The sequence below is a fragment of the Duganella vulcania genome (assembly GCF_009857655.1).
In the GTDB taxonomy this organism is placed as follows: Bacteria; Pseudomonadota; Gammaproteobacteria; order Burkholderiales; family Burkholderiaceae_D; genus Rugamonas; species Rugamonas vulcania.
Genome location: NZ_WWCX01000012.1, coordinates 62,291 through 88,638, shown reverse-complemented (window position 1 = coordinate 88,638; position 26,348 = coordinate 62,291). Strand labels below are relative to the sequence as shown.

Annotated in this window: 26 protein-coding genes; 2 read left to right on the top strand and 24 right to left on the bottom strand. The window is 63.9% G+C overall.

The features are described from left to right. Positions 1–4 precede the first annotated feature (4 nt). A complete protein-coding gene (locus GTP90_RS10530; protein ID WP_161083469.1) occupies positions 5–1,492 on the top strand; it encodes a S41 family peptidase in 1,488 nt (495 codons plus the stop codon). Here GTP90_RS10530 and GTP90_RS10525 read toward each other — a convergent pair. From GTP90_RS10525 to ndk, 19 genes are all read right to left on the bottom strand, one after another. Next, positions 1,489–2,085, bottom strand: a complete 597-nt coding sequence (locus tag GTP90_RS10525) for a MarC family protein (protein WP_117013366.1) — start codon at positions 2,083–2,085, stop codon at positions 1,489–1,491. The two genes, GTP90_RS10530 and GTP90_RS10525, sit on opposite strands and share 4 nt — an antisense overlap. A 69-nt stretch (positions 2,086–2,154) precedes the next feature. After that, on the bottom strand, positions 2,155–2,835 hold the full coding sequence (locus GTP90_RS36875; RefSeq protein ID WP_161083468.1) for a choice-of-anchor E domain-containing protein: 681 nt from the start codon (positions 2,833–2,835) through the stop codon (positions 2,155–2,157). Positions 2,836–2,889: 54 nt separating this feature from the next. Continuing rightward, the gene (locus tag GTP90_RS36615; protein ID WP_161083467.1) at positions 2,890–3,543 is read right to left on the bottom strand and encodes a choice-of-anchor E domain-containing protein; all 654 of its coding nucleotides are present in this window, start codon (positions 3,541–3,543) and stop codon (positions 2,890–2,892) included. Between the two features lie 238 nt (positions 3,544–3,781). Continuing rightward, the gene (locus GTP90_RS10510) at positions 3,782–4,330 is read right to left on the bottom strand and encodes a phosphoribosyltransferase (RefSeq protein WP_161083466.1); all 549 of its coding nucleotides are present in this window, start codon (positions 4,328–4,330) and stop codon (positions 3,782–3,784) included. A 23-nt stretch (positions 4,331–4,353) separates the two neighbouring features. Continuing rightward, positions 4,354–5,664: an adenylosuccinate synthase gene (locus GTP90_RS10505; protein ID WP_161083465.1), complete on the bottom strand. Its 1,311-nt coding sequence runs from the start codon at positions 5,662–5,664 to the stop codon at positions 4,354–4,356. A 4-nt stretch (positions 5,665–5,668) separates the two neighbouring features. Continuing rightward, positions 5,669–6,829, bottom strand: a complete 1,161-nt coding sequence (locus GTP90_RS10500) for an ATP phosphoribosyltransferase regulatory subunit (RefSeq protein WP_161083464.1) — start codon at positions 6,827–6,829, stop codon at positions 5,669–5,671. Between the two features lie 153 nt (positions 6,830–6,982). Then, a complete protein-coding gene (gene hflC, locus GTP90_RS10495) occupies positions 6,983–7,894 on the bottom strand; it encodes a protease modulator HflC (RefSeq protein WP_161083463.1) in 912 nt (303 codons plus the stop codon). After that, a complete protein-coding gene (gene hflK, locus GTP90_RS10490) occupies positions 7,894–9,186 on the bottom strand; it encodes an FtsH protease activity modulator HflK (RefSeq protein WP_254451812.1) in 1,293 nt (430 codons plus the stop codon). The genes hflC and hflK overlap by 1 nt, the downstream gene beginning before the upstream one ends. A 17-nt stretch (positions 9,187–9,203) precedes the next feature. Then, a complete protein-coding gene (hflX, locus tag GTP90_RS10485; protein ID WP_161083461.1) occupies positions 9,204–10,388 on the bottom strand; it encodes a GTPase HflX in 1,185 nt (394 codons plus the stop codon). Positions 10,389–10,436: 48 nt separating this feature from the next. Then, positions 10,437–10,673 carry an RNA chaperone Hfq gene (gene hfq / locus GTP90_RS10480; RefSeq protein ID WP_117013357.1) on the bottom strand — a complete coding sequence of 79 codons (237 nt, stop codon included), beginning with the start codon at positions 10,671–10,673 and terminating at the stop codon, positions 10,437–10,439. Positions 10,674–10,856: 183 nt separating this feature from the next. After that, positions 10,857–12,203: a ribosome biogenesis GTPase Der gene (gene der, locus GTP90_RS10475; RefSeq protein WP_117013356.1), complete on the bottom strand. Its 1,347-nt coding sequence runs from the start codon at positions 12,201–12,203 to the stop codon at positions 10,857–10,859. 3 nt (positions 12,204–12,206) lie between these two features. After that, the gene (bamB, locus tag GTP90_RS10470; protein ID WP_161083460.1) at positions 12,207–13,343 is read right to left on the bottom strand and encodes an outer membrane protein assembly factor BamB; all 1,137 of its coding nucleotides are present in this window, start codon (positions 13,341–13,343) and stop codon (positions 12,207–12,209) included. A 106-nt stretch (positions 13,344–13,449) separates the two neighbouring features. Then, positions 13,450–14,103, bottom strand: coding sequence for a YfgM family protein (locus GTP90_RS10465; RefSeq protein ID WP_161083459.1), 654 nt, complete (start codon positions 14,101–14,103; stop codon positions 13,450–13,452). Positions 14,104–14,142: 39 nt separating this feature from the next. Then, entirely contained in the window at positions 14,143–15,486 is a 1,344-nt protein-coding gene (hisS, locus tag GTP90_RS10460) for a histidine--tRNA ligase (RefSeq protein ID WP_161083458.1), read from the bottom strand. Beyond that, positions 15,473–16,744, bottom strand: a complete 1,272-nt coding sequence (gene ispG, locus GTP90_RS10455) for a flavodoxin-dependent (E)-4-hydroxy-3-methylbut-2-enyl-diphosphate synthase (RefSeq protein WP_161083457.1) — start codon at positions 16,742–16,744, stop codon at positions 15,473–15,475. The genes hisS and ispG overlap by 14 nt, the downstream gene beginning before the upstream one ends. Positions 16,745–16,770: 26 nt before the next feature. After that, positions 16,771–17,772, bottom strand: coding sequence for a helix-turn-helix domain-containing protein (locus GTP90_RS10450; RefSeq protein WP_161083456.1), 1,002 nt, complete (start codon positions 17,770–17,772; stop codon positions 16,771–16,773). Between the two features lie 13 nt (positions 17,773–17,785). Next, positions 17,786–18,607, bottom strand: a complete 822-nt coding sequence (gene pilW, locus GTP90_RS10445; RefSeq protein WP_161083455.1) for a type IV pilus biogenesis/stability protein PilW — start codon at positions 18,605–18,607, stop codon at positions 17,786–17,788. After that, positions 18,607–19,779, bottom strand: coding sequence for a dual-specificity RNA methyltransferase RlmN (gene rlmN, locus GTP90_RS10440; protein WP_161083454.1), 1,173 nt, complete (start codon positions 19,777–19,779; stop codon positions 18,607–18,609). Before rlmN ends, pilW begins: the two co-directional genes overlap by 1 nt. Positions 19,780–19,860: 81 nt before the next feature. Next, positions 19,861–20,268 (bottom strand): nucleoside-diphosphate kinase, encoded by a 408-nt coding sequence (ndk, locus tag GTP90_RS10435; RefSeq protein WP_090314593.1) that lies wholly within the window; start codon positions 20,266–20,268, stop codon positions 19,861–19,863. A 270-nt stretch (positions 20,269–20,538) separates the two neighbouring features. Between ndk and GTP90_RS10430 the strand changes: the two genes are divergently transcribed. Further along, on the top strand, positions 20,539–21,219 hold the full coding sequence (locus tag GTP90_RS10430) for a Bax inhibitor-1/YccA family protein (RefSeq protein ID WP_161083453.1): 681 nt from the start codon (positions 20,539–20,541) through the stop codon (positions 21,217–21,219). Between the two features lie 65 nt (positions 21,220–21,284). On the opposite strand, the gene rlmD is transcribed toward GTP90_RS10430, so the two are convergent. The 5 genes from rlmD to surE all read right to left on the bottom strand — a co-directional run bounded on the left by rlmD (position 21,285) and on the right by surE (position 26,293). After that, positions 21,285–22,622 (bottom strand): 23S rRNA (uracil(1939)-C(5))-methyltransferase RlmD, encoded by a 1,338-nt coding sequence (gene rlmD / locus GTP90_RS10425; protein WP_161083452.1) that lies wholly within the window; start codon positions 22,620–22,622, stop codon positions 21,285–21,287. Between the two features lie 78 nt (positions 22,623–22,700). Then, positions 22,701–23,708 (bottom strand): RNA polymerase sigma factor RpoS, encoded by a 1,008-nt coding sequence (gene rpoS / locus GTP90_RS10420; protein ID WP_117015800.1) that lies wholly within the window; start codon positions 23,706–23,708, stop codon positions 22,701–22,703. A 7-nt stretch (positions 23,709–23,715) separates the two neighbouring features. Beyond that, a complete protein-coding gene (locus tag GTP90_RS10415; protein ID WP_161083451.1) occupies positions 23,716–24,654 on the bottom strand; it encodes a peptidoglycan DD-metalloendopeptidase family protein in 939 nt (312 codons plus the stop codon). Between the two features lie 29 nt (positions 24,655–24,683). Continuing rightward, positions 24,684–25,559 carry a protein-L-isoaspartate(D-aspartate) O-methyltransferase gene (locus GTP90_RS10410; RefSeq protein ID WP_161083450.1) on the bottom strand — a complete coding sequence of 292 codons (876 nt, stop codon included), beginning with the start codon at positions 25,557–25,559 and terminating at the stop codon, positions 24,684–24,686. Beyond that, a complete protein-coding gene (gene surE, locus GTP90_RS10405) occupies positions 25,556–26,293 on the bottom strand; it encodes a 5'/3'-nucleotidase SurE (RefSeq protein ID WP_161083449.1) in 738 nt (245 codons plus the stop codon). The genes GTP90_RS10410 and surE overlap by 4 nt, the downstream gene beginning before the upstream one ends. Positions 26,294–26,348: the final 55 nt, after the last annotated feature.

Genomic DNA, 26,348 nt, shown 5'->3' with positions numbered 1-26,348 from the left:
CCGGATGAAAACTTTGCTGGCCGCAGCCCTGTTATTGACCGCCTCCACCACCGCTTGCGCCTTCGAGCGCAAGGACTGGCTGGACGACTACGCGGCGCTGAAGACGGCGCTGGAACAGCGCTACGCCAACCTGGCGTGGTTTGCCTCGCCTCAGGGCGGCGTGGACCTGCCGGCGCTCGACCAGCGCACCCGCCGCCTGCTGGACACCGCCGAGGACGAATCCATGGCCAAGGCCGCGCTGTCGGCCTTCGTCAGCGGCTTCCATGACGGCCACTTCTCCTCGGCCGGTTCGGTGCTGCAGCCGAAGATCGCACAACCGCTGGCGCTGCCCAAGGTGGACTACTCGCGCTTGAGCGCCACGCAGGCCTGCGCCGCGCTGGGTTACGGGCCGGTACGCGGCGCGGCGTTCTCGCTGCCGTTCGAGAGCCTGCCGGGCACCGTGCTGGAGGCCGACGGCCTGACGCGCGCCTTCCGCTCCGGCGTGGTCGCGGCGCCGGACGGCACGCGGTTCGGCGTGGTGCGCATCGCCCGCTTCCGCCAGCAGGACGCCTCCCCTGCCGCCTGCGAGCAGGCGTGGTCGGAGCGGCAGGCCAAGGGGGCGATGAGCGAGGCCGATGTCAAGCCGGTCAAGCAGGCCGCCAACGCGGCCTGGCTGCGCACGCTGGCGGCGCAGCTGCGGCGCTTCCACGAGCAGAAGGTGGCGGCGGTGATCGTCGATGTCGGCGGCAACCCCGGCGGCAACGACACCGGCGACTGGGCGGTGCGCCTGTTCACCGCTCGCGATGTGCATTCGGCCCGCATGATGATGAGCGCCGCGCCGCTGGCGGCCATGTATTTCGACGAGCAGCTGGACGGCCTGCGCCAGGCGCAGAAGGAACAGGACCCGACGCCCGAGGCGCGGGCCATGCTGGAGCAATCGATCGCAGCGTTCGAGGCGCGCAAGGCCGGCATCGCGGCGCGCGACTGCGACCTGTCGTGGGCGTGGAGCGAGCAGCGGCCGTGGAAGCCCAATGGGTGCAGCCGCCTGATCGACGCCGGCTACGCCAGCGGCCAGGCCAGCTACCTGCCGCCCAGGGCGTTCGGCAACCTGAAGATCGCCTCCAGCATTTACTGGGCGGCCGAGGTGGATGATCTGCGCGGCGCCTGGAACGGGCCCGTGTACGTGCTGACCGACGGCGGCACCGGATCGTCGGCGGAGATGTTTTCCGCGCTGATGCAGGACGCGGCCGGCGCGCGTATCGTCGGCCGTGCCAGTGCCGGCGACGGCTGCGGCTTCATGGCCGACGCGCCGCCGGTGGTGCTGCCGCACTCGCATCTGCGCTACCGCGTCCCCAACTGCGTGCGCCTGCGGGCCGATGGCAGCGACGAGGTGGCCGGCGTCAGGCCCGACCTGCCTGTCCTGCCGGCCGAAGGCGAAAACGACCGCGAACGCGCCTGGCGCCTGATGGACACGGTGGCGGCCGACCTGCGCGCGCGCAGCGCCAAGCCTTAAAGCGTCTTGACGAACTCGCGTATGCCGCCCAGCAGCATCTCGATCGACATCGCGGTCAGGATCAGGCCCATCAGGCGCTCGAAGGCGGTCATCACCTGAGGGCCCAGCACTTTCTGCAGGCGCTCGGCGCTGAGGAACACCGCCAGCCACACCACGCCCACGGCCGCCAGCGCGGCCACGTGGACCAGCACCTCGCCAGTGCTCTCGCGCGAGAACAGCAGCACCGTGGCCAGCGCCGACGGTCCGGCCAGCGCGGGGATCGCCAGCGGCACGATGAAGGGCTCGCCGCCTTCGGTGCGGCCCAGCACGCCGTCCGGATGCGGGAAGATCATGCGGATCGAGATCAGCAGCAGGATCACGCTGCCGCCGATGCGCAACGACACTTCCGACAACTGCAGCGCGGTGAGGAAGTGGCGGCCGAAGAACATGAACACCAGCAGCAGCACGAAGGCGATCGCGCACTCGCGGATGACGATGCGCGAGCGGCGCGCCACCGGCACCGGGTTGAGCACGCTGGCGAACAGCGGCACGTTGCCGAACGGGTCAGTCACCAGCAGCAGCAGGATGAAGGTCTGGAAAAAATTCTGGGTCATGGCATCTCGAAATCAAAAACAAAAAACGGGAGCCGAAGCTCCCGTTTGCAGTGTACCACCAGATCCAGCTTAAACCGACTTGCGGCGGCGTGCCACCACACCCATCAGGCCCAGGCCGGCCAGCAGCATGGCGTAGGTTTCTGGTTCAGGCACTGGCTGCGCGTAGGTGTAGGTCACACTGGCGTAGCCGTTGAAAGCGGTCACGCTCAGCGACTTGGTGTTGCCCGACGTGCCATTGAAGGACGAGGTGGCGGTGCCAGCCAGGTTGGCGTGAACGGCGCCAACGCCAGAGAACAGCGACAGCGTGTCGGCGTCCGAGAACACTGCCGAATTGCTGAACAGCTTGGCGCCAGGGGCGTAAGTCGCGCCCGACAGGCCGGCGTAGTTGGCGTTGCCGTCAAAGACGGCTTCGACGAAGGTGTTGCTCACGGAACCTTGCAATACAACCAGCGTGCCGGTCGCAGCGCTCAACACCAGTTTTTCGCTGGCGACCGCATCGATCGTCGAGCCCGAGCTGGTGCTCAGGTTTTCCACCTTCAGCGTGGGCGTGAACGAGCTGAACAGGTCAACCTTCACCGATTGCAGGGTGCCCAGCGTGGTGTCGAATTTGGTCAGGTCCAGTACGCCATTGCTCACTTTGGCGTTGGCGATGACGTTGGAATTAACGGTAACGGTCTGGGTAGCTGCGTGGGCAGCGGCAACGCTGGTGAATGCCGCGATGGCGACGAGGGTCTGAGTCAGTTTTTTCATGTTCTATCCGTAGTATGGTCCGGTTTATCGGCAAGCGTATCGTGATCGGGCGGCTCAGGCCTTGCGCGATTTGCGCTTGGCGGCAACGCCTACCAGGGCCAGGCCAGCCAGCAGCATGCCGTAGGTTTCTGGTTCAGGTACTGGAGCGGCGGTATAGGTGTAGGTAACCTTGCCGTAGCCGCCGACCTTGGTCAGGAAGTCCGATTCGACGCCATCGCCGTTGGCTTGGGTGTACGCCTTGGCTGCGAACAGCGTGGCAACGTTGCCGTTACCGGTGAACAGCGACAGGTCGCCGGCGCCGTTGTAGCTGGCGCTGTTCGACATCGAGAAGGCGTTGTTCAGGCTCAGTGTGCCGTTGCCGTCGATGGTCGCGTCCTGGTTCAGCAGCGGGGCCGAAAACAGGACCAGGGCGCTGTGATCCGGACGGTTCAGCCAGACGTCCACGCTCAGGCTGACCGGAACGGTGATTGCGTCATTGTTGTAATTGCTCAGGTCAACCTTGCCGGACACGTCGGCGAACAGATCAAACTTAACGGAGGTCAGCGTCCCCAGCGAAGCATCGAACTGGGCGAAATTCAGCACGGCGGCCAGGTCGGTCTGGGTGCTGGCTACGACATTGCTGGTGAAGGTTTGGGTTGCTGCCGATGCGGTGGCGCAAACGAGGCAGCCGGCCACGAACAGAGCTTGTGCAATTTTATTCAGATTCATAAATGTTCCAATTCAGATTATTTTTTGACAGGGAAATTTGCTTGCCCAGCTAAATGACGTGGCGCGACTTCCAAACTTGAAGTCATCATAACACAAAATATCCTATTGGCATTTCTTTTTGCACATGTAAGAGAACGAATTTGCAACTTTTATTGCTCAAAAGTATTTATTCGTTGTCCAGAACAGACAAATGAAAAAAGCGGCCAGTGGCCGCTTTTCTGCAGAGCAACAAAACAGCTTAGTTGCCGCTCTCGCCCTTCTTGATCCAGGCCGCCAGCTGGTGCGGGCGGATGCCGTCGTAGTCTTCGAACGGCTGGTGGATCCATGGGTTGTGCGGCAGTTCTTCCATCTGGTAGTCCGGCTTGAACACCGAGCTGCCCTTGGTCCAGATCACCGCCGAACGCACTTCGGTCACGCCATCGAAGTTTTCCTTCAGGTGCTTCATCACCTTGACCAGCGTGACGCCCGAATCGGCCAGGTCGTCGACCAGCAGGATGCGGCCGCTCAGCGGGCCCTTGGTCATCGTCATGTATTTGGCGATGTCCAGGTCGCCGCGCACGGTGCCGGCTTCCTCGCGGTACGAGCTGGTCGACAGGATCGCCAGCGGCACGTCGAAGATGCGCGAGAACACGTCGCCGGGACGCACGCCGCCGCGCGCCAGGCACAGCACCTGGTCGAACTTCCAGCCCGACTCGTGCACCTTGAGCGCCAGGCGCTCGATCAGGCGGTGGTATTCATCCCAGGTGACCCAGAGGTGTTTTTCATTGCTTTGTGGGGTCGTCGTCATGACTGATTCCTTTTGTTACCCAGTTACTCGAATGGATGACGCAGCACGATCGTTTCTTCACGATCAGGACCGGTCGAAACCATGTCGACCGGCACGCCGACCAACTCTTCGATACGTTTGATGTAAGCGCGGGCGGTGGCCGGCAGCGCCGCCAGCGACTTGGCGCCCACGGTGCTTTCGGTCCAACCCGGCATTTCTTCGTACACCGGCACGCAACGGGCGGCTTCTTCAGCGCCGGACGGGAAGATGTCCACGGCCACGCCGTCGATGGTGTAGCCGGTGCACAGCTTCAGCGATTCCAGGCCGTCCAGGACGTCCAGCTTGGTCAGGCACATGCCCGTCACGCCGTTGATCTGCACCGAACGGCGCAGCAGCGCCGCGTCGAACCAGCCGCAGCGGCGGGCGCGGCCCGTCACGGTGCCGAATTCGTGGCCCACTTGCGCCAGGTGATGGCCGACGCCTGCATCGGTAGGCAGTTCCGAAGGGAACGGGCCGGAGCCGACGCGGGTGGTGTAGGCCTTGGTGATGCCCATGATGTAGTGCAGCATGTTCGGACCGACGCCGGCGCCGGCGGCGGCATTGCCGGCCACGCAGTTCGACGAGGTGACGAACGGATAGGTGCCGTGGTCGACGTCCAGCAGCGAGCCCTGCGCGCCTTCGAACAGCAGGTTGGCGCCGGCCTTGTGCGCGGCGTACAGCGCGCTCGACACGTCGGTCACCATCGGACGCAGGCGCGGCACGTAGGCCAGCGCGTCTTCCAGCGTCTTCTGATAGTCGACCTTGGGCGCCTTCAGGTAGTTTTCCAGCACGAAGTTGTGGTAGTCCAGGTTCTCGGCCAGTTTTTCAGCGAAGCGCTTTTCGTTCAGCAGGTCGGCGACGCGGATCGCGCGGCGCGCGACCTTGTCTTCGTAGGCCGGGCCGATGCCCTTGCCGGTGGTGCCGATCTTGGCTTCGCCGCGCTTGGCTTCACGGGCCAGGTCCAGCGCCGAGTGGTAAGGCAGGATCACCGGCGCGGCGTCCGACACCTTCAGGCGCGAGGCGACTTCGACGCCGACTTTTTCCAGCTTGTCGATTTCGCGCAGCACGTCCGGCACCGACACCACCACACCGTTGCCGATGTAGCAGGCCACGCCCGGGCGCATGATGCCCGACGGGATCAGCTGCAGCGCGGTCTTGACGCCGCCGATGACCAGCGTGTGGCCGGCGTTGTGGCCGCCCTGGAAGCGGACCACACCTTGTGCATGATCGGTCAACCAGTCGACGATCTTGCCTTTACCTTCATCGCCCCATTGGGTACCGATGACGACGACGTTTTTTGCGTTTTTCTTTGACATCACACTAACCTAAGTTTTTAAGAATCCAGTTGCTACCATTATCGTCGAGTACCAGAGCGCGGTCGCACTCGAACTCGTCCAGCTCGTTGCTGTGACCCGGCAAACTTTGGATCACGACTTCGCCGGACTTGCGCAGTTCGGCGATTTTTTCCTTCAACTCCGGCGCGTTGCCCCACGGTGCGCGGATCGAATGCTTGCGCTCCGCGGTCGGCAACAGGCGCGCCAGTTCGCGCAGGTCGAGCGAGAAGCCGGTGGCGGGACGTGCCCGGCCGAAGGCCTCGCCTACGTGATCGTAACGGCCGCCGCGCGCCACCGCGTTCGGCAGGCCCGGCACGTACAGCGCGAACATCGCGCCGCTTTCGTACTGGTAGCCGCGCAGGTCGGCCAGGTCGATCGCGACTTCGGCGCGGTCTATGGCGGATGCCGCCAGCGCGGCCAGCTCGGCCAGCGCCTTGGCGATGCCCGGCAGGTCCGGCAGCACTTCGCGTGCGCGCTTCAATACTTCGACGTCGCCGTACAGGTTCGGCAGCGCCAGCAGCGCGTCGCGCACGGCCGGCGAATAATCTTGCGTCAGCGCCTGCAGGCCCGGCACGTCTTTGGCGCGCAGCAGCAGGTAAAGCTGGGCTTCGTCCCTCTTGGCGGCGGCGTCGCACTCCAGGATGGCGCGCAGCACGCCGACGTGCGTCAGGTCCAGCCGCACTTCGGTGAAGCCGGCCAGGGCCAGCGAGGCCAATGCCAGTTCCTGGATCTCGGCGTCCGCCTCCAGGCCGGCGTGGCCGTAGATCTCGGCGCCGATCTGCAGCGGCTCGCGGGTGGCGTGCAGGCCCGACGGACGGGTATGCAGCACGCTGCCGGCGTAGCACAGGCGCGTGACCGAGGCGCGGTTCAACAGGTGGGCGTCGATGCGCGCCACCTGGATCGTCATGTCGGCGCGCAGGCCGAGCATGCGGCCCGACAGCTGGTCCACCAGTTTGAAGGTGCGCAGATCGGTGTCCTGGCCGGCGCCGGTCAGCAGCGACTCCAGGTACTCCAGCAGCGGCGGCATCACCAGTTCATATCCGTACAGACGGAAATTATCCAGCATCAGACGACGCAACTCTTCGATCTTGCGTGCTTCCGACGGCAAAACGTCGGCGATATTCTCAGGCAAAAGCCAATTCGGCATGGGGAGGCAGTTTAAAAATGAACAATGTGGCGCACGCGCCGAGGCCCGTGAAGCGGAAGGCCGAACCTGATATTTTACGCGAAAATGCGTTGCGGGAGGGGAAAAAGATACGGGAGTAGCCATTCCCGCCCTGGGCGGAAATGGCTATACAACTTATTTTTTGGCGGGAGCGGCGGCCGGGCCGGCGGCGCCGGAACTCTTGAAGTACTTGAAGAAGTCCGAGCTCGAATCCATCACCATCACGTCGCCGTGGTTCTTGAAGGTTTCGCGGTAGGCCTGCAGGCTGCGGTAGAACTTGTAGAACTCCGGGTTCTTGCCGAACGCTTCGGCGTAGATCGCCGAGGCCTTGGCATCGCCCTCGCCGCGGATCTGCTCGGCGTCGCGGTAGGCCTCGGCCAGGATCACGGCGCGCTGGCGGTCGGCGTCGGCGCGGATCTTCTCGGATTCGGCGTTACCGGTCGAACGCAGCTCGTTGGCCACGCGGGTGCGCTCGGCCTTCATGCGCTCGTACACCGAGTTGTTGATCTGCTCGACATACTCCACGCGCTTGAGGCGCACGTCGATGATCTCAACGCCGATCTGGGCCGATTCCGCCACCACCTTGGAGCGGATCGCTTCCATCACCTTGCCGCGCTGGCCGGAGATCACCTCGCCCACGGTGCGCTTGGTGATTTCCTCGTTCAGCGCCGCCTTGACGATCTGCGACATGCGGTCGCGGGCGCGGCCCTCGTCGCCGCCGAAGGTCACGTAGTACAGCTTGGGCTGGTTCTCGGCACGGCCGATGCGCCACTTGACGAAGCTGTCGACCAGGATGTTCATCTTCTCGGCCGTGATGAAGCGTTCGGCGTCCGGGGTCTCGATGGTCATGATGCGGTTATCGAGGTAGACCACGTTCTGGAACGGCGGCGGCAGCTTGAAATGCAGGCCCGGCTCGCGTATCACTTCCTTGATCTGGCCCAGCGCGAACACGATGGCGTACTTGCGCTGGTCGACCACGAACATGGTGGACGACAGCAGCAGGAACGCGACAAAGGCCGCAATGAGGGTACTGGCTATGCGGTTCATTAACGACCCTCCCGTTCACGTAAGGCATCGCGGGCGCGTGAATCGCGCTGGCGACTGACTTCCACCTGCGGCATCACTTCGGCCGGCAGCGCGGACGACGACGGCGAGGAGGCAGCCTGCGAGGCGGCGCGGGCCGCAGCGGCGGCGCTGTCGGTGGCCGCGGCCTGGGCGATCAATTTATCCAGCGGCAGGTACAGCAGGTTGCTGCCGGACTTGGCGTCGACCATCACCTTGCTGGCGCTGGAGAAGATCTGCTGCATCGTCTCCAGGTACATGCGGTCGCGGGTGACGCCCGGCGCCTTCTGGTACTCGGCCAGCACCTGCTTGAAGCGCGAGGCGTTGCCGGTGGCGTTCTCGGTGATCATGGAGCGATAGCCTTCGGCCTCCTCCAGCAGGCGCGAGGCGCTGCCGCGCGCGCGCGGGATCACGTCGTTGGCGTAGGCCTGGCCTTCGTTCTTCTGGCGCTCGCGGTCCTGCCCTGCCCTGACGGCGTCGTCGAAGGCGATCTGCACCTGCTCGGGCGGCTGCACCGCCTGCAGGGTCACGTTCGAGACCAGCACGCCGGAGGCGTAGCGGTCGAGGATGTGCTGCATCAGCTGCTGGGTTTCGAGGGCGACCTTGTCGCGGCCCTCGTACAGCACGAAGTCCATCTTGTTCTTGCCGACGATTTCGCGGATCGAGGTCTCGGCCACCTGGCGCACGGTTTCCTCTTCGTCGCGGTTGTTCATCAGCCAGGCCACGGGGTCCTTGAGCTTGAACTGCACGGCGAACTGGATGTCGATGATGTTCTCGTCATCGGTGAGCATCAGCGATTCGCGCGGCTGCTTGTTCTTGAGGTCCTTGCGGTAGCCGATTTCCACCATGCGCATTTGCGAGACCCTGACGGTTTCGTCGCTCTGGAACGGATACGGCCAGCGCCAGTTGAAACCGGAACCGGTGGTGTGGCTGACCTTGCCGAAGGTGTAGACCACGCCGGTCTGGCCTTCCTGCACGATGAACGAGCCGCTGGCGAGCCAGATCAGCGCGATCACCGCGCCGATCGCGCCGGCGGTGGCGCGCATGCCGGCCAGGTCGGGACGGCCGCCGCCATTGCTACCGCCGCCGTTGCCGTCGGGACGGTTCTTCTGGCCGAAGAAGCTGTTCAGGCGCTGGTTGAAATCGCGCCACAGCTGCTCCATGTCGGGCGGCCCTTCGCCGGGCTTCTTGCCTTCATTGGCTTGCGGCTTGCGGTCCTGCTTGTCCGAGCCCCAGCGGGGATCGTTCAGCGACAGCTTCAAGCCGAGACGTTTCATAAGTGACGAGACACGCATTAGTGTGATCCGACATGAGTAAGGGTGGGACTGCTATCCGGCTCCGCTGCTTCTTCGCCTGCTTCTTGGTCGGTTTCCTCGCCGGTGTCGTAGGCCTGGTTGAGCCGGGCACCCGGCGCGCTCTTGGCCCATTCGACGATGGCGCCGCGCAAAAGGTCCAGTCCTTGACCGGTGCGCGCGCTGAGGAAAACGCGGGAAATCTTATCATATTCATCCCGCTCGACCGAGGGCTCCAGCCCGGCGGCGTCGATCTTGTTCCACACCAGGATCTGCGGGATATGATCGGCGCCGATTTCCTTGAGCACCAGGTTGACCTGCTCGATCTGCTCCATGCGCACCGGCGACGAGGCGTCGACGACGTGCAGCAGCAGGTCGGCATGAATGGTCTCCTCCAGCGTGGCGCGGAACGCCGCCACCAGCTGGTGCGGCAGCTCGCGCACGAAACCGACCGTGTCCGAGATCACCACGTTGCCCACTTCCTGGCCCATGTAGACGCGGCGCGAGGTGGTGTCCAGCGTGGCGAACAATTGATCGGCGACATAAACCCCGGCCTTGGTGACGGCGTTGAACAGCGTCGACTTGCCGGCATTGGTATAGCCGACCAGCGACACCGAGAACGTCTGGCTGCGGCCGCGCGAGCGGCGCTGGGTTTCATGCTGCTTGCGCAGCTTGTCCAGGCGCGCGCGCAGGGCCTTGACCCGCTCGCCGATCAATCGGCGGTCGGTCTCGAGCTGCGTCTCGCCAGGGCCGCGCAAACCGATACCGCCCTTCTGACGCTCAAGGTGGGTCCAGCCGCGGATCAGGCGCGTGGCCAGATGCTGCAGCTGGGCCAACTCCACCTGCAGCTTGCCCTCGTGGGAGGCGGCGCGCTGGGCGAAGATGTCGAGAATCAGGCTGGTGCGGTCCAGCACCCGGATGTTCAGGCGCTTTTCCAGGTTGCGCTGCTGGGCAGGCGACAAGGCGTGATTGAAGATGACGATTTCAATGCGGTGATCCTGCACGGCCAGGCCGATCTCGTCGGCCTTGCCGCTGCCGACGAAATAGGCGGCGTCCGGTGAGGAACGCTTGGCCGTGATCGTCGTCACCGGTTCCGCACCTGCCGAACGGGCCAGCAGGTTCAGTTCCTCGACGCTGGCGGCAAAGTCGCCTTGACCGAAATCGATACCGACTAGGGCTGCGCGCATACGACGGTCAAGGCTGGGTGAGTTGAAAAGAAGCGGTGTTGCAAGCGCTTATTCCGCGTCGGATTCAATGTTGAGGTTGACGGCGCGTGCCGGTACCACGGTGGAGATGGCGTGCTTATAGACCATCTGGGTCACGGTGTTACGCAGCAGTACGACGTACTGGTCGAACGATTCGATATGGCCCTGCAGCTTGATGCCGTTGACCAGGTAGATCGAGACAGGAACATGCTCTTTGCGCAAGGCATTGAGGAATGGGTCTTGTAACAGTTGCCCTTTGTTGCTCATAACAGCTCCATTTTATGTTGTTGTGTTGGAATTGGAGGCGAAACGCTTAATTTCAAGTACGTGGCCCAGCGAAAGTCAAACAATTTTCGCTGAAACACCGTTCGCCAAGCCGGGAATGGTGCTTCTAAGCCACTGTAACCTGTTTTTGCCTTTTTTGCAGGGCACACCTGCAAAAAAAACCGCTTATTTCGACTGTGTTTTTGCGAATGGATTTTTACCGGTGCGCAGTTCGATGCGCAGCGGCGTGCCCACCAGCTGGAAGGTGTCGCGGAAATGCTTTTCCAGATAGCGCTTGTACGGCTCGCCGACCGCATCCAGGGCATTGCCGTGGATGACGATCACCGGCGGATTCATGCCGCCCTGGTGCGCATAGCGCAGCTTCGGACGGATCGAACCCTTGCGGCGCGGCTCCTGCTTCTCCACGGCCTCGATCAGGGCGCGGGTCAGCTTCGGCGTCGACAGGTTGCACATGGCGGCGGCGTAGGCCGCGTCCACCGACTTCATCAGCGGGCCGATGCCCTGCGACTTCAGCGCCGAGATGAAGTGCATCTTGGCGAAGGACAGGAAGTCCAGCTTGCGGTCGATGTCGATCTTGATTTCATCGCGTTCGTCGCTGCGCAGGCCGTCCCACTTGTTGACGGCGATGACCAGCGCGCGGCCGGTCTCCAGCACGAAGCCGGCGATGTGGGCGTCCTGCTCGGAGATGTCCTGCTGCGCGTCGAGCATCAGCACGACCACGTTCGCTTCCGAGATCGATTGCAGCGTCTTGACGACCGAGAATTTCTCGATCGCCTCGAACACCTTGCCGCGGCGGCGGATGCCGGCGGTGTCGATCAGCGTGTACTGCTTGCCTTCGCGCTCGAACGGAATCTCGATCGAGTCGCGGGTGGTGCCCGGCATGTCGAAGGCGATCACGCGCTCTTCGCCCACCAGGGTGTTGATCAGCGTGGACTTGCCGACGTTCGGACGGCCGACCAGCGCGATCTTGATGCCGTGGTCGGTCTTTTCCAGTTCCTCGGGATCTTCCGGACGCTGGGCGAAGGCCAGGTCCAGCGCCTCCTCCACCAGGTCGGCGACGCCGTCGCCGTGCGCCGAGGAGATCGAGTATGGCTCGCCCAGTCCCAGCTCGTAGAAGTCGGCGACGACCGCGGTGTAGCGCATGCCTTCCGACTTGTTCACGACCAGCATGACCGGACGGCCGCTTTTACGCAGGAAGTCGGTAATGGTTTTGTCATGCGGCGTCAGGCCCTGGCGGCCGTCGACCAGGAACACGACGATGTCGGCTTCGGCCACGGCCTGCTTGGTCTGCAGCGCCATCTGATGCATGATGCCTTCCTTGGCGACCGGCTCGAAGCCGCCCGTGTCGATGACGAGGAAGGGACGTTCGCCGACACGGCCCTCGCCATAGTGACGATCTCGCGTCAACCCAGGCAAGTCCGCCACCAGCGCATCGCGCGAGCGGGTCAGACGATTGAACAAGGTCGATTTCCCTACATTGGGTCGACCCACTAGTGCGATTACCGGCTTCATTTTTTACTCGACCGCGAGAGCGGTCACTGTCCCTGATTGGGTTTGGAAAATCAAATTCGTGCCGGCGATGACAGGGTCCGATTGAATCGGGCTGCCATCGGTCGCGGCGCGACCTATAAGTGCGCCATCTTCCCGCGAGAGCAGATGGACGTAACCCTGGTAGTCGCCGACGGCCACTGCGCGGCCGTAGGAGACTGGCGTCGACAGGCGGCGGTAGGCCAGCTTGTCGTTCTTCCAGGCGTTGCTGCCGTTTTCACGGCTGTAGGCTGCAACTTCGCCTTTGTCGTCGGAGACGAATACAAAACGCTGGTCCACCGCCACGCCGACGTCGGACGAAGCAGGCTTGCTCCAGTGCGGCGCGCCGGTCTGGGCGTCGAAACAGGCCACGCGGCCCTGGTAGGACACGGCGCAGACATCTTTTTCCAGGATCACCGGCGTGCCGGCGATGTCGGTGACGCGTTCCAGTTCGGTGGCGCCGCGCGGTTCGCCGACCACCACTTCAAAGCGCGACAGGCCGGTGGCCAGGGTCAGCGACAGCAGCTTGCCGCCCGGCTGGGCCACGTACACATTCGGGCCGTTGATGACCATGCCCGGCGCGTTGCGCAGGGTCAGAGCCGGCGTCACGCGCGGCACGGTCCAGCGTTTGACGCCGGTCTTGGCTTCGTACGCGGTGATCTGGTTGTCGACGCTGCGCACCACCACCACGCCGCCGCCCACCACCGGCGACGACAGCACTTCGCTGGTCGCCTGGGCTTTCCACAGCGGCTTGCCGTTGGCGTCGAACGCCAGGATGGTGCCCTTGACGCCACCGACCACGATCACTTCGCCGTCGCTGCCGACACCGGCCGTGAGGTCGGAGCCGGTGCGCACGCGCCATTGTTCCTTGCCGGTGGCGACGTTCAGGCGCGCCAGCGCGCCGTCGGCGTCGGCCACGTACAGGCTGTCGCCCACCAGCGCCGGCGTGAAGACGGCGGTGCCGGCCTTGCCGATCGAGTATTTCCAGACCGTCTTGGGCGTGACGCCGCCCTTCAGTTCAACCAGCGGCGCCGGCTGGTTCTTGGTATCTTTGGACGAGAACAAGGAACAACCGGCCAACATCGCAAACACGCTTGCAGCAATAACTTTTTCGGTAATACGCATAAATTTTCAACCTTGATCGTTACGGACATCGTCGCCCTCGCGAAAGCGGGGGCCCATGCTGAATATGCTCAACATGGCTTCCCGCCTGCGCGGGAATGACGGTGGGTTATGCTGCGTCCTTGGCGGCCGGCACGGAGCCGCCGATGGCTTCCAGTTTCAGCTGGATCAGCTGGCGGCCAGGGTTCTTCTTGTCGGTCGCTTCCAGCGCTGCCTGGTAGGCGGCGCGGGCTTCGGTCAGCTTGTTCTGCGCGGCCAGCACGTCGCCCTTACGGTCGGCCACCGAACCGGCGAACTGCGGCGCGACTTCGCCGGCCAGCACTTTCAGCGCTTCGTCGTAGGCTTTCTCGTCCAGCAGCAGGCCAGCCAGGCGTACCTTGGCCACCGCCTTGAACTCGTCGCCGCCGTGTTCCACCGCCCATTGCAGCTGGGCCTTGGCCGATTTCAGGTCGTTGGCCTCGAAGCTGCTCTTGGCCGCCGTCAGCGCGCTCATCGCGGCGTAGGCGGTGCCGCCGAATTTGCTCTCCATGTCGCCGGCGGCGCGCAGCACCTTGGCGTTGTCCTTCGCCTCCACCGCAGCCTGCACCTCGTCGTACAGCGCCGACGCTTGCGCGGCCTGGTTGCCCTGGTATTTATTCCAGCCGACGAAACCCGAATACGCGGCCAGGCCGGCAATCAGCACCCACGAGGTCAGGTTGCCGTATTTGTCCCACCACGCCTTGAGGGTCGCGATTTGTTCTTGTTCTTCGAGATCGTATGCCATGTCAGTTCGTCTACTCGTTATAGGTTATAAAAAAACGGCTTAGTGATTGCAATGCTCGTCGTGCACGTGGTGGTGATGGTCGCCGCTGTCGGTGATCTGGTCGACCACGAAATCGACGACGTCGTCGAACGGCACCGTCGACTGCTGCTGGGCGCCCTCTTCCCCGCGCATCGCCTTGACGCTGGCGGTGTGGTTGGCCACTTCGTCCTCGCCGATGATGACGGCGAAGGTCGCGCCGCTGCCGTCGGCTTTCTTCATCTGCGTCTTGAAGCTGCCAGGGCCGTTCGCGGTCGAGGCGTGCATGACCACGTCCAGGCCGGCGTCGCGCAGGCGCTCGCCCAGCACGAACGCTTGCAGCTGCGCGGCCTCGCCCTGGTGCACCAGGTAGACGTCGCACTGGTCGGGCGCGTCCGGCTCGCCGGCTTCCTTCATCAGCTCCAGCAGGCGCTCGATGCCCATCGCGAAACCGACGGCGGGCGTCGGCTTGCCGCCGAAGGAGGCGATCAGCGGATCGTAACGGCCGCCGGCGCACACGGTGCCTTGCGAGCCCAGTGCGTCCGTCACCCATTCGAACACGGTGCGGTTGTAGTAATCGAGGCCGCGCACCAGGCGCGGGTTGATCACGTACGGGATGTTGTTGTGGTCGAGGATCTTGCGCACGCCGTTGAAGTGGGCCAGCGATTCCTCGCCGAGGTACTCCAGCAGCTTCGGCGCGGCGTTGACCATCTCCTGCATCGCCGGGTTCTTGGTGTCCAGGATGCGCAGCGGGTTGCTGTGCAGGCGGCGCTTGGCTTCGGCGTCGAGGATGTCCTCGTGCTTTTCCAGGTAGGCGATCAGGTCGACGCGGTGGCGCGCGCGCTCTTCGGCGTCGCCGATCGAGTTCAGTTCGAGGCGGATGTTTTCCAGGCCCAGGTCATCCCACAGGCGGCGGCACATCATGATCATTTCGGCGTCGACGTCCGGGCCGTTGAAGCCGACCGCTTCGCAGCCGAACTGGTAGAACTGGCGATAGCGGCCGCGCTGCGGACGCTCGTGGCGGAACATCGGGCCGGTGTACCACAGGCGCTTCGGACCTTCGTAGACCAGGTTATGCTCGATCACCGCACGCACCACGCCGGCCGTGCCTTCGGGGCGCAGGGTCAGCTTGTCGCCGTTCATCGAGTCCTCGAACGAGTACATTTCCTTTTCCACGATGTCGGTCACGGCGCCGATGGCGCGCGAGAACAGCGCGGTGTTTTCCACGATGGGCGTGCGGACCTGCTGGAAGCCGTAGCTCTGCACCACCGATTGCGCGGTGTTCTCGAACAGCTGCCACAGATGGGAGTCGGTCGGCAGGATGTCGTTCATGCCTTTGACGGCGGTGATTTTTTCAGTTTTGGACATATTCTTTACTGTAGTTCTTCTTAACGTAATTCAGCACGATTTCCTGGAACTCTTCAACGATGCGCTCACCGCGCAGCGTGGCGAACTTGGCGCCGTCGACAAACACAGGCGCGGCCGGCGATTCGCCGGTACCCGGCAGGCTGATGCCGATGTTGGCATGCTTCGATTCGCCGGGGCCGTTGACGATGCAGCCCATCACGGCCACGTTCATCGCCTCCACGCCCGGGTAGGTCTTTTTCCATTCCGGCATCTGGTCGCGCAGATAGGTCTGGATGTTGTCGGCCAGTTCCTGGAAGGTGGTCGAGGTGGTGCGGCCGCAACCCGGGCACGCGATCACCATCGGCGTGAATTTGCGCAGGCCCATGGTCTGCAGGATCTCCTGGCCGACCACCACTTCCTTGGTGCGGTCGCCGCCCGGTTCCGGCGTCAACGAGATGCGGATGGTGTCGCCGATGCCCTCTTGCAGCAGCACCGACAGCGCGGCCGTCGAGGCGACGATGCCCTTGCTGCCCATCCCCGCCTCGGTCAGGCCAAGGTGCAGCGGATAGTCGCAGCGCTTGGCCAGTTCGCGGTACACGGCGATCAAATCCTGCACGCCCGAGACTTTGCACGACAGGATGATCTTGTCGCGGCCCAGGCCCAGTTCCTCGGCGCGCACGGCGTTCTCGATGGCGGAGGTGATCAGCGCCTCGTACATCACCGCCTGTGCGGACCACGGCTCGGCGCGGCCGGCGTTTTCGTCCATGATGCGGGCCAGCAGCGCCTGATCCAGGCTGCCCCAGTTGACGCCGATGCGCACCGGCTTGTCGTAGCGCGCGGCCACTTCGATCATCTGCGCGAACTGCGTATCACGCTTGGCGCCCTTGCCGACGTTGCCCGGATTGATGCGGTACTTCGACAGCGCCTTGGCGCAGTCGGGATATTCGTTGAGCAGCGTGTGGCCGTTGTAGTGAAAGTCGCCGACCAGCGGCACGTCGATGTCCATCTTGTCCAGCTGCTCGCGGATGTACGGCACGGCGGCGGCGGCCTCGGGACGGTCCACCGTCAGGCGCACCAGCTCCGAACCGGCACGCGCCAGTTCCTTGATCTGGATGGCGGTCTCGATCACGTTGGCGGTGTCGGTATTGGTCATCGACTGCACCACCACGGGGGCGTCGCCGCCCACCCAGATCTTGCGCTGGCCGTGCGAAACCAGCACGCTGCGGCTGGCGCGGCGATTCGATGGTCCCGAAGGAATAGCTGTTTGCGTTGAAGACATGATCGTTCTATTCGTACTCGTTTAACTTATTTGATGTTCACGCGCGAGATCGTGCCGCCGGCGACCGGCGGCAGCGGCAGCGGCGCACCGCCCAGCGTCGCTTCCACGCCGCCCGGTTTGCCGACGATCAGCAGCGCCGGGTCCTTGATGTCGAAGGTCTCGGTGCTGCCGGCTTTCACCAGGCGCGAAATCAGCGGCGTGGTGCCTGGGCGGCGGATCTCCACCCACGAATCCTGCGTTACCTTCAGCACCAGCTGGTTGCCGCTGGCGGCCACCGGTGCGGCGGCTGGTGGCGATACCTGTGCCACCGGCGCGGCCGGAGCCGGAGCTACCGGTGCGGGCGCTGGTGCGGCGGCCGGCGGCGTCGTTTGCGCGGCGGCCGGCGCGGCGTCGTTGCTGGTCCCACCAGGCGGCGGCACGGAAATCAGTGGCACGCTTGGCGACTGCAACGGCGCGGTCTCCTGGCCTGGCTTGACCAGCGTGGTCTCGATCGGCGCGACGGCGGCTTCGGCAGGCTTGGACGCCTCGGCGGCCGCGCTGGCTGGCGCTTCCTTGCCCGCGCGCTGGAACAGCGTGGCCGGAATCAGGCCGGCCTGGTAGGCGTACGCGCCGGCGGCGGCAACCACCACCACGGCCGCTGCGCCCACCAGCCATGCGGTGGGCGTCGACGAACGGCCGGTCATCGACGGGAAGCGCGACTCGGTGAAGGTGGCCGCGATTTCCTTGCGCGGCGGCGCCGCTTCATGGCTGGTCGGCGAGATCACTTCGATCATCGCCACCAGCGGCGTGGCGTCGATCTTCACGACCTTGGCGTAGGCGCGCACGAAACCGCGCACCACGGCCATGTTGGGCAGCGCGGCGTAGTCGCCCGCTTCGAGCGCCTTGACCTGGCGCGGCGCCAGTTTCAGCTGGTCGGCAATCTGTTCGACCGTCAGCCCCATCGCTTCGCGCTGGGCCGCCAGTTGTGCTCCGGGCGTGGCCAGGCTGCTGCCCTGGTCCTTTGGCGGTTCTGCCCACTCTGAATTCATTGGTATCCCTGTTTCACTCATCAAACGCCCCACGTTGATAAGCAGCATACTCGGCCGAACCGGGGTGGTGGCGGCGCAATTGCGTCGCCCAGCCAGCTTCCGCACCGGTGTCGCCCAGCTTATGCTGCACCTTAATCCCGAGCCACAGCACGTCGGCCGTCAGGCTCTCCATCTTTGCCACCTTGTTCAGACGGGTAATGAAGAAATTGGCGCGGATATAATCGCGCTTTTCAAAATAAACCCGCGCCAGATTGGCGTTGGTGGCCGGCAGGTCGGGCGTCAACTGCAAGGCTTGCAGCAGATAACGCTCCGCGCTGGCGTAATCCTTGATCTTCAATGCGCAGGAACCGGCATTGTTCGCGGCGTTGGCCGGCGAACGGTAGGCGTGGTTGGCGAGGGCCGCGTCGAACAGCGGCAAGGCCTCGGCCACCCGGCCGGTCTGGCACAGGAAGGACCCGTAATTGTTGGCCAAATCCGGGTTGGCCGGCGCCAGTTTGCGGGCCCGCACGAAGTTGTCCTCGGCCAGCGCGGTCTCGCCCATGGCCTGGTAAATCAGGCCGCGCATGCCGTAGCCGTCGGCGTAATTCGGGTCGGCGGCCAGCGCCAGCTTGACTTCGTCCAGCGCGAACGGGTACTGGCCCTGTTCGTAGTAGCCGACCGCCAGCTGCATGCGGATGTCGACCTTGCGCTGGGCCGCGGTCTGGTCGGACACCGTCGCCAGCTCGGCCTGGCCGCTCTTGCCGCGTTCAGGTCCCGGCGACGCGCAGCCAGCCAGCGCCCCTGCCGCGCACAAGGCGGCGAGACTGAGCCGGCTCCGCTGCACCAGGAAGGTCATCAGGAACGGATCTCCACGATCTTGCCGAAGTTGGCGCCGAATTTTTGCTGGTATTCGGCCATCTTCTCCATGCGCTGGGCCACCTTGGTACGGTCCTGGACTTCGCCGGCCAGCTGGCCGCAGGCGGCGTCGATGTCGTCGCCGCGCGTCTTGCGGATGGTGGTGACGATGCCGCCGTCGACCAGGATCTGGGCGAAGGCCTTGATGCGCGGGTTCTTCGAGCGCAGCAGGCCCGATTCCGGGAACGGATTAAATGGAATCAGGTTGAATTTGCAGTTGACGCCGAACTCGCGGTCCTGCACCAGGGCCAGCAGTTCGCGGGCGTTCTCGTCGGAGTCGTTGACGCCGTCGAGCATGCAGTACTCGAAGGTGATGAAGTCGCGCGGCGCAAATTCCAGGTAGCGCTTGCAGGCGGCCATCAGCTCCTTGAGCGGATATTTTTTGTTCAGCGGGATCAGGCTGTCGCGCAGCGGATCGTTCGACGCGTGCAGCGAGACGGCCAATGCCACCGGCACTTCCTGCGACAGCTTGTCCATCATCGGCACCACGCCGGAGGTGGACAGCGTGACGCGGCGGCGCGACAGGCCGTAGGCGTTATCGTCCAACATCAGCTTGAGCGCGGTGGCGGTCGGCTCGAAGTTCAGCAGCGGCTCGCCCATGCCCATCATGACCACGTTGGTGATCTGGCGCTCGCCCTTCGGGCCGGGCTCGATGCCCTTGGTGCGGCGCAGTTCGAACTCCGCCATCCACAGCTGGCCGATGATCTCGCCCACGGTGAGGTTGCGCGAGAAGCCCTGCTTGCCGGTCGAGCAGAAGCGGCAGTTGACGGCGCAGCCGGCCTGGGTGGAGATGCACAGCGTGCCGCGGTTTTCTTCCGGGATGTACACGGTTTCAACCGCGTTGCCGTTGCCGACGTCGACCAGCCATTTGCGGGTGCCGTCGGTGGACGTGTGGTCGCTGATGATGGCGGGCGCCGTGACGTGGGCGCGGGTTTTCAGTTTGTCGCGCAGCGACTTGGCCAGATCGGTCATGCTGTCGAAATCCGACGCACCGAATTGGTGGATCCAGCGTTGCAGTTGCTTGGCGCGGAACGGCTTCTCTCCCAACTCGGCGCAATAAGCGATGAGCTGCGCGGGATCGAAGTCCAGCAAGTTGGTCGAAGTAGCGTTCATATTCAGGTTCAAAACAGTTCTAGAAAATTCCGTTTCCGCACGCGCTGTACAAGGCGGCGGAAACGGTGGTCTTACAAAAAATTACTTACCGAAGAAGTAAGCGATTTCAACAGCAGCAGCTTCAACAGCGTCGGAACCGTGAACAGCGTTGGCATCGATCGAGTCAGCGAAGTCGGCGCGGATGGTGCCTTTTTCTGCTTTCTTAGGATCGGTGGCGCCCATCAGTTCGCGGTTCTTCAGAACTGCGTTTTCGCCTTCCAGGGCCTGGATCATGACTGGGCCGGAGACCATGAAGTCAACCAGGTCCTTGAAGAAACCGCGCTCTTTGTGAGCGGCGTAGAAGCCTTCGGCCTCTTCACGCGACAGCTGCTTCATCTGAGCGGCAACGATCTTCAGGCCAGCGCCTTCGAAACGGCTGTAGATTTGGCCGATTACGTTTTTAGCGACTGCGTCTGGTTTGATGATCGACAGGGTGCGTTCGATTGCCATTTAAAAAACTCCAATAAAAAGAAAGGTTTAAAACAAAATTGATAACTCAATCAACCTTTGATTTTACCATAGAACACCCCATATACCGAGAATCAGGCATAGATAAGCTTGCAAGACCGGCCATATTTGCCGCCCAGGCGGGTAAATATTGGGAGGATGGCCAGATTAAGCCATCTTTAAGCGGGTATCGGGGGCAATTTTGCGCATTTTTACCCCGGCGTGCTATGCTTTTGGCAAGCGGTATTCGAATCACTCTGAAGGAGGTTCTTTATGAACAATATGCAAAACACCTACGACCTGGCGGGAAGCCGCTCGGTCCAGCACGCTGTGCTGCGCAACACCTACTGGCTGCTCGCGCTGTCCATGGTGCCGACCATTTTTGGCGCGGTGCTGGGGGTAGGCCTGCAGTTGCCACTGGGCGGCGGGTTGATGACCCTGCTGTTCCTGGCCGTCGCCTTCGGTTTCATCTGGGGCATCGAAAAGAACAAGGATTCCGGCGTGGGCGTGGCCCTGCTGCTGGGCTTCACGTTCTTCATGGGGTTGATGCTGACGCCTATCCTGTCGTTCACGCTGCGCTCCTACACCAACGGCGCCTTCCTGATCATGACGGCGTTCGGCGGCACGGCCACCGTGTTCGCGGTGCTGGCCACCGTGGCCACCGTCTCCAAGCGTGACTTCTCGGGCATGGGCACGTGGCTGTTCGCCGGCGTCATCGTCCTGCTGCTGGCGTCGCTGGCCAACATCTTCCTGCACATCCCGGCCATGTCGCTGGTGATTTCGGTGATCGCCGTGGCAATCTTCTCGGCCTACATCCTGTACGACGTGCAGCAGATCATCAACGGCGGCGAGACCAACTACATCCGCGCCACGCTGAACATCTACCTGGACGTGTACAACATCTTCGTCAACCTGTTGCGCCTGCTGGGCATCTTCGGCGGCAGCCGCGACTAAGCGTAGCAGCCACCCCATCGAAAGCCGGCCCAGCGCCGGCTTTTTTTATTGCGCAATCGTTGGGATCAAGCGAGGTTGAACACGCCCATCGATTCGACGTGCGAGGTGTGGGGGAACATGTTGACCACGCCAGCCTTGTCGAGCACGTAGCCGGCGTTGACCAGGATGCCGGCGTCGCGCGCCAGCGTGGACGGGCTGCACGAGACGTAGACGATGCGCTTGGGCAGCAGGTCGGCGCGGGTCTGACTCAACGCCACCAGCGCTTCGCTCAGCGCCATGGCGCCGTCGCGCGGCGGATCGATCAGCATGCGGTCGAACTTGCCGAGCGCGACCAGGTCGTCGGCCGTCACCTCGAACAGGTTGCGGGTGTAGAAGGTGGTCTTGTCGGACAGGCCGTTGGCCTTGGCGTTGTCCAGCGCACGCTCGGTCAGCGAGGTCGCGCCTTCGATGCCGACCACTTCGCGTGCCTGCGTGGCCAGCGGCAGCGTGAAGTTGCCCAGGCCGCAGAACAGGTCGGCCACGCGGTCTTCCGGCTGCACTTCCAGCAGGCGCAGGGCCTTGGCCACCAGCACGCGGTTGATGTAATGGTTCACCTGCGTGAAGTCGACCGGCTTGAACGGCATCTTGATGCCGAATTCCGGCAGCAGGTAGTACAGCTCAGGGCCCAGCGGGTAGTACGGCGCCGCCGTTTCAGGGCCCTTGGTCTGCAGCCAGAACTGCACCTGGTGCTGGTCGGCGAAGTCCTTCAGCTTGACGTCGTCGCCGGCGCCCAGCGGCGACATGATGCGCAGCACCAGCGCGGTCACACCCTCGCCGATCGCCACTTCGATCTGCGGCACCTGGTCGAACAGGGTCAGCGAACCGATCAGCGCGCGCAGCGGCAGCAGCAGGTCCGACACGTGCTTGGGCAGGATCTGGCAGCTCTGGATGTCAGCCACGAAGATCGAGCGCTTTTCCTTGAAACCGACCAGCACGGTATTTTTCTTGGCCACGTGGCGCACCGACAGGCGGGCGCGGTAGCGGTAGCCCCAGGTCGGGCCGTACATCGGGCGCATCACCGTCAGCGGGCGCACCTTGCCGATGTGCTGCAGGTTATCTTCCAGCACGCGCTGCTTGATCGCCACCTGCGCGGTCGGCTCCAGGTGCTGCATGGAGCAGCCGCCGCACATGTCGAAGTGCGGGCACTTGGGCGTCACGCGCATCGGCGATTCGCGCAGCAGTTCGTCCATGCGCGCCATTTCCCAGTTTTTCTTCTTCTTGAACGTGGTGAAGCGGACCGTCTCTCCCGGCAAGGCGCCTTCGACGAACACTACTTTGCCTTGGGAGCCGTCTTCATTTTCCAGATGGCCGACGCCGCGGGCGTCCATATCGAGCGACTTGATGAAGATAGTATTTTCTTGCATAACGTTCAATTCAAAAAGGGAATGGCTAGCGCCGGCGCACGATGGCCGGGGCCGACATGATAGCAGAATGGGAAGAGACTACAGCAGGGAATCGCGCACCACGCCGCGCGCGGCCATGGCCCGTTTCAGCTTGACCAGCGCTTCCTGCTGGATCTGGCGCACGCGCTCGCGGGTGACACCCATCTCCTCGGCCAGCGTTTCCAGCGTGGCCGGATCGTCGTTGTCCAGGCCGAAGCGGCGCATGATGACGATGCGCTGCTTGTCCGGCAGCTTGGTCAGCCAGTCGCGCACCAGCAGCGTCATTTCGTGGTGCTCGGCGCGCGCGTCCGGACTGTCCTCGGCGTCGCCGGGCAGCATGTCCATCAGCGACGATTGCGGATCGTTGTCCAGCGGCGCATCGAGCGAGGTGGCGTGCTCGGACAACGCCAGGATGTCCTGCACCTCCTCCACCGGCCGGCCGACCAGCTCGGCGATGTCTTCGGCGGTGGCGTCCTTGCCGTTGTGGTGCTGGGCTTCAAGGTGGTATTTGCCGCGCAGGATCTGGTTCAGCTCGCGCACCATGTGCACCGGCAGGCGCACCGTGCGGGCCTGGTTCATGATGGCGCGCTCGATGCTCTGGCGTATCCACCAGGTGGCGTAGGTGGAGAAGCGGAAGCCGCGCTCCGGCTCGAACTTGTCGATGGCGCGCATCAGGCCGATGTTGCCCTCCTCGATCATGTCGAGCAGGACCACGCCGCGGTTGATGTAGTGCTTGGCGATGGAGACCACGAGCCGCAAGTTGTGCTCGATCATGGTCTGGCGGGCGGAGAAATCGCCGGCCTTGGCCAGCGTGGCGTAGTGCACTTCCTGCGGCGCCGTCAGCAGCGGCCGGGTGCCGATCTGGTTCAGGTAGTGCTGGGTGGTGTCGGTCGACAGCTCGGCCGCCAGCACTTTTTTCAGTTCGTCGACGCTTTCGAGCACCGCGCCCGGCTCGACGGCCCCGGCCTCGCCATCCGCGGATTCGATGGCGACATCATCATTGCTCTCGTCCGGGAATTCGTCCGGGGCCGAGTCGTCATCCATCGAATCGTGCGGCGTCTGTGTCATGGCTCAGCTACCGGTTAGGCAGGAATCTGGACGGGTCGACCGGCTTGCCTTGCTGCCTGATTTCAAAGTGCAGCTTGACGGAATCGGCATCGGAATCGCCCATCTCGGCAATCATTTGTCCCTTGTTCACGCTCTGGCCTTCCTTGACCACAATGGTGCGATTGTGGGCGTAGGCCGACAACAAGCTATTACTGTGCTTCACAATAACGAGATTACCATAACCACGGATGCCGCTGCCGGCATACATCACTTTTCCGGCGCCGGCAGCCACGACTTGCTGGCCCGCCTTGCCGGCGATGTCCACGCCCTTGTTCTTGCCTTCGTCGAAAGTGGCGACGACACGGCCTTCGGACGGCCACATCCAGCTCAGTTTTTCATCCTCGGCGCTGGCGGCAACCGCAGCCGCGGCAGGCGGCGCGGCCGTCACGGCGGGCGACGGCGCCGGGGCAGGCCTGACGCTGGCTTCAGCCTTGCCGTTGCCATTGCCGTCGGCGCGTTGCAGCTCGGCCAGCGCGCTCTCCGAGTACGGCTTTTTCTCGCCCTTCGGCTCGGTCTTCTTGACCACCGGCGGTGGCGGCGGCGTTTTGTCCACCGGCGGCATGACGATGGCGCCGGTCTGCACGCCGTTCGATGCGCTATCCGGCGGCAACACGCGCAGCACCTGGTCGACCTTGATGTCGTTCGGATTGGACAGGTTGTTCCAGGTCACCAGGTCGCGGTAGTTCTGGCCGTATTCCAGCGCGATGCGGATCAGCGTGTCGCCTTTTTTAACCGTGTACAGGCCGCGCTCGTCGCGGGCGATCTGCGCCGTTTCGCTGGGGGTGGCGGGCTTGACTGGCGGCGGAGGGCTGCGGTCGACAACCGGCGCCTGATTCGGGGTGGTGGTGCAAGCGCTCAATAAAGCAAGCGCGAAGCTCAATGCGAGCAAGTTACTTTTGTTTGTCATTCTCATCTTAGTCTAAGGGTACGGGCACGTCATATCGTGCCCGGACGCAGCGGGACGAAGTGGCAATCTTCCAGCGTAACGCTGGCCCACTCCGCCTTGCCGGTGCGTGTAATTAATTCCAGGTGCTGCGCGCGGGCGCCCACCGGCGCCACCAGACGGCCGCCTATGGTCAGCTGTTCCAGCAGTGCTTGTGGCACCTCCAGGCCGGCCGCGGCCAGGATGATACCGTCGAACGGGGCCGCTTGCGGCAGGCCAAGCATACCATCTCCGTAATGCAAACGCAGGTTCGGCACGCGCAGCGGGCGCAGGTTGGCCTTGGCCAGCTCGTGCAACGGCTTGATCCGCTCGATCGAATACACCTCCTGCGCCACGCAGGACAGCACCGCCGCCTGGTAGCCGCAGCCGGTGCCGATCTCCAGCACCCGCTGCAGCGGGCCGCCGTTGCGCATCACCTCGATCATGCGCGCCACGATGTAGGGCTGGGAGATGGTCTGGTGGTGGCCGATCGGCAGCGAGGCGTCGATGTAGGCCTGCGAGGCCAGCGCCTCGTCCATGAACATGTGGCGCGGCACGCTTTCCATCGCGCCCAGCACCACCGGGTCCTTGACGCCCTGTTTGGCGATGCGCTGCACCATGGCGCGGCGCACCGCGTCCGACACCAGCGGATTGCCGCGCGGCGCCTGGACCGGCACCGGCTGCGCCCGCTCCATGGCGTAGCTGTGCGACTTGGACGGCGCCGCCACCGGCCGCGCATTGGAATAACCGTGCTGGGGCGGCACATGGCGGGCCGCGTTCTGGGTGGCGGTCTGCGGCGTGGCCACCGGCGCGAACACCGTCGCCTTCTTGGCCCCCTTATCGACTACCGAGGATAGCGGGAGGGGAAAGCTACGGTTCTTGTCGGTCATGCCAGGGCCTTTGCCAGTGCATCGAGTTGAGTTTTGTGGGTCAGGTCGATCTGCAGCGGCGTGATCGAGGTCCGTCCCTGGGCGCAGGCATGGAAATCCGTGCCCTCCCCCGCATCCTTGGTCGCGCCCGGCGGACCGATCCAGAAGATTTCCTTGCCGCGCGGATCCGTGGCCCGTATCACGGGCTCGGCCTGGTGGCGCCGGCCCAGCCGGGTGGCGACCGGCGCGGTCAGCTGATCATAGGGCCGGTTCGGGATATTGACGTTCAACAGATACGGCGCCGGCAAGGATCCATAATAGCGCTGGATGATGTCGCGCGCATGACGGGCCGCGTCGTCGATGTGCTCCCAGCCGTAGGCGCCCTGCGAGAAGGCGATGGCCGGGATGCCGAACAGATAGCCCTCGGTGGCAGCGGCGACGGTGCCGGAGTACAGCGTGTCGTCGCCCATGTTGGGGCCGTTGTTGATGCCGGACACCACGAGGTCCGGCTTGTAGTCCAGCATGCCGGTCAGCGCGACGTGCACGCAGTCGGTCGGCGTGCCGTTGACGAAATAGAAACCATTGGCCGCCTGCTGCACCGACAGCGGCCGGTCCAGCGACAGGGAATTGGAGGCGCCGGAGCGGTTGCTGTCCGGCGCCACGACCACGATGTCGGCGATGGGGGCAAGGGCCTGCGCCAGCGCGTTGATGCCCGGCGCCAGGTAGCCGTCGTCATTACTGATCAGGATTCTCATACGGAGATTTTACCTGAAGCAATGGCCTCGCTGCGCGTGCCGGCCGCCTCCGAAC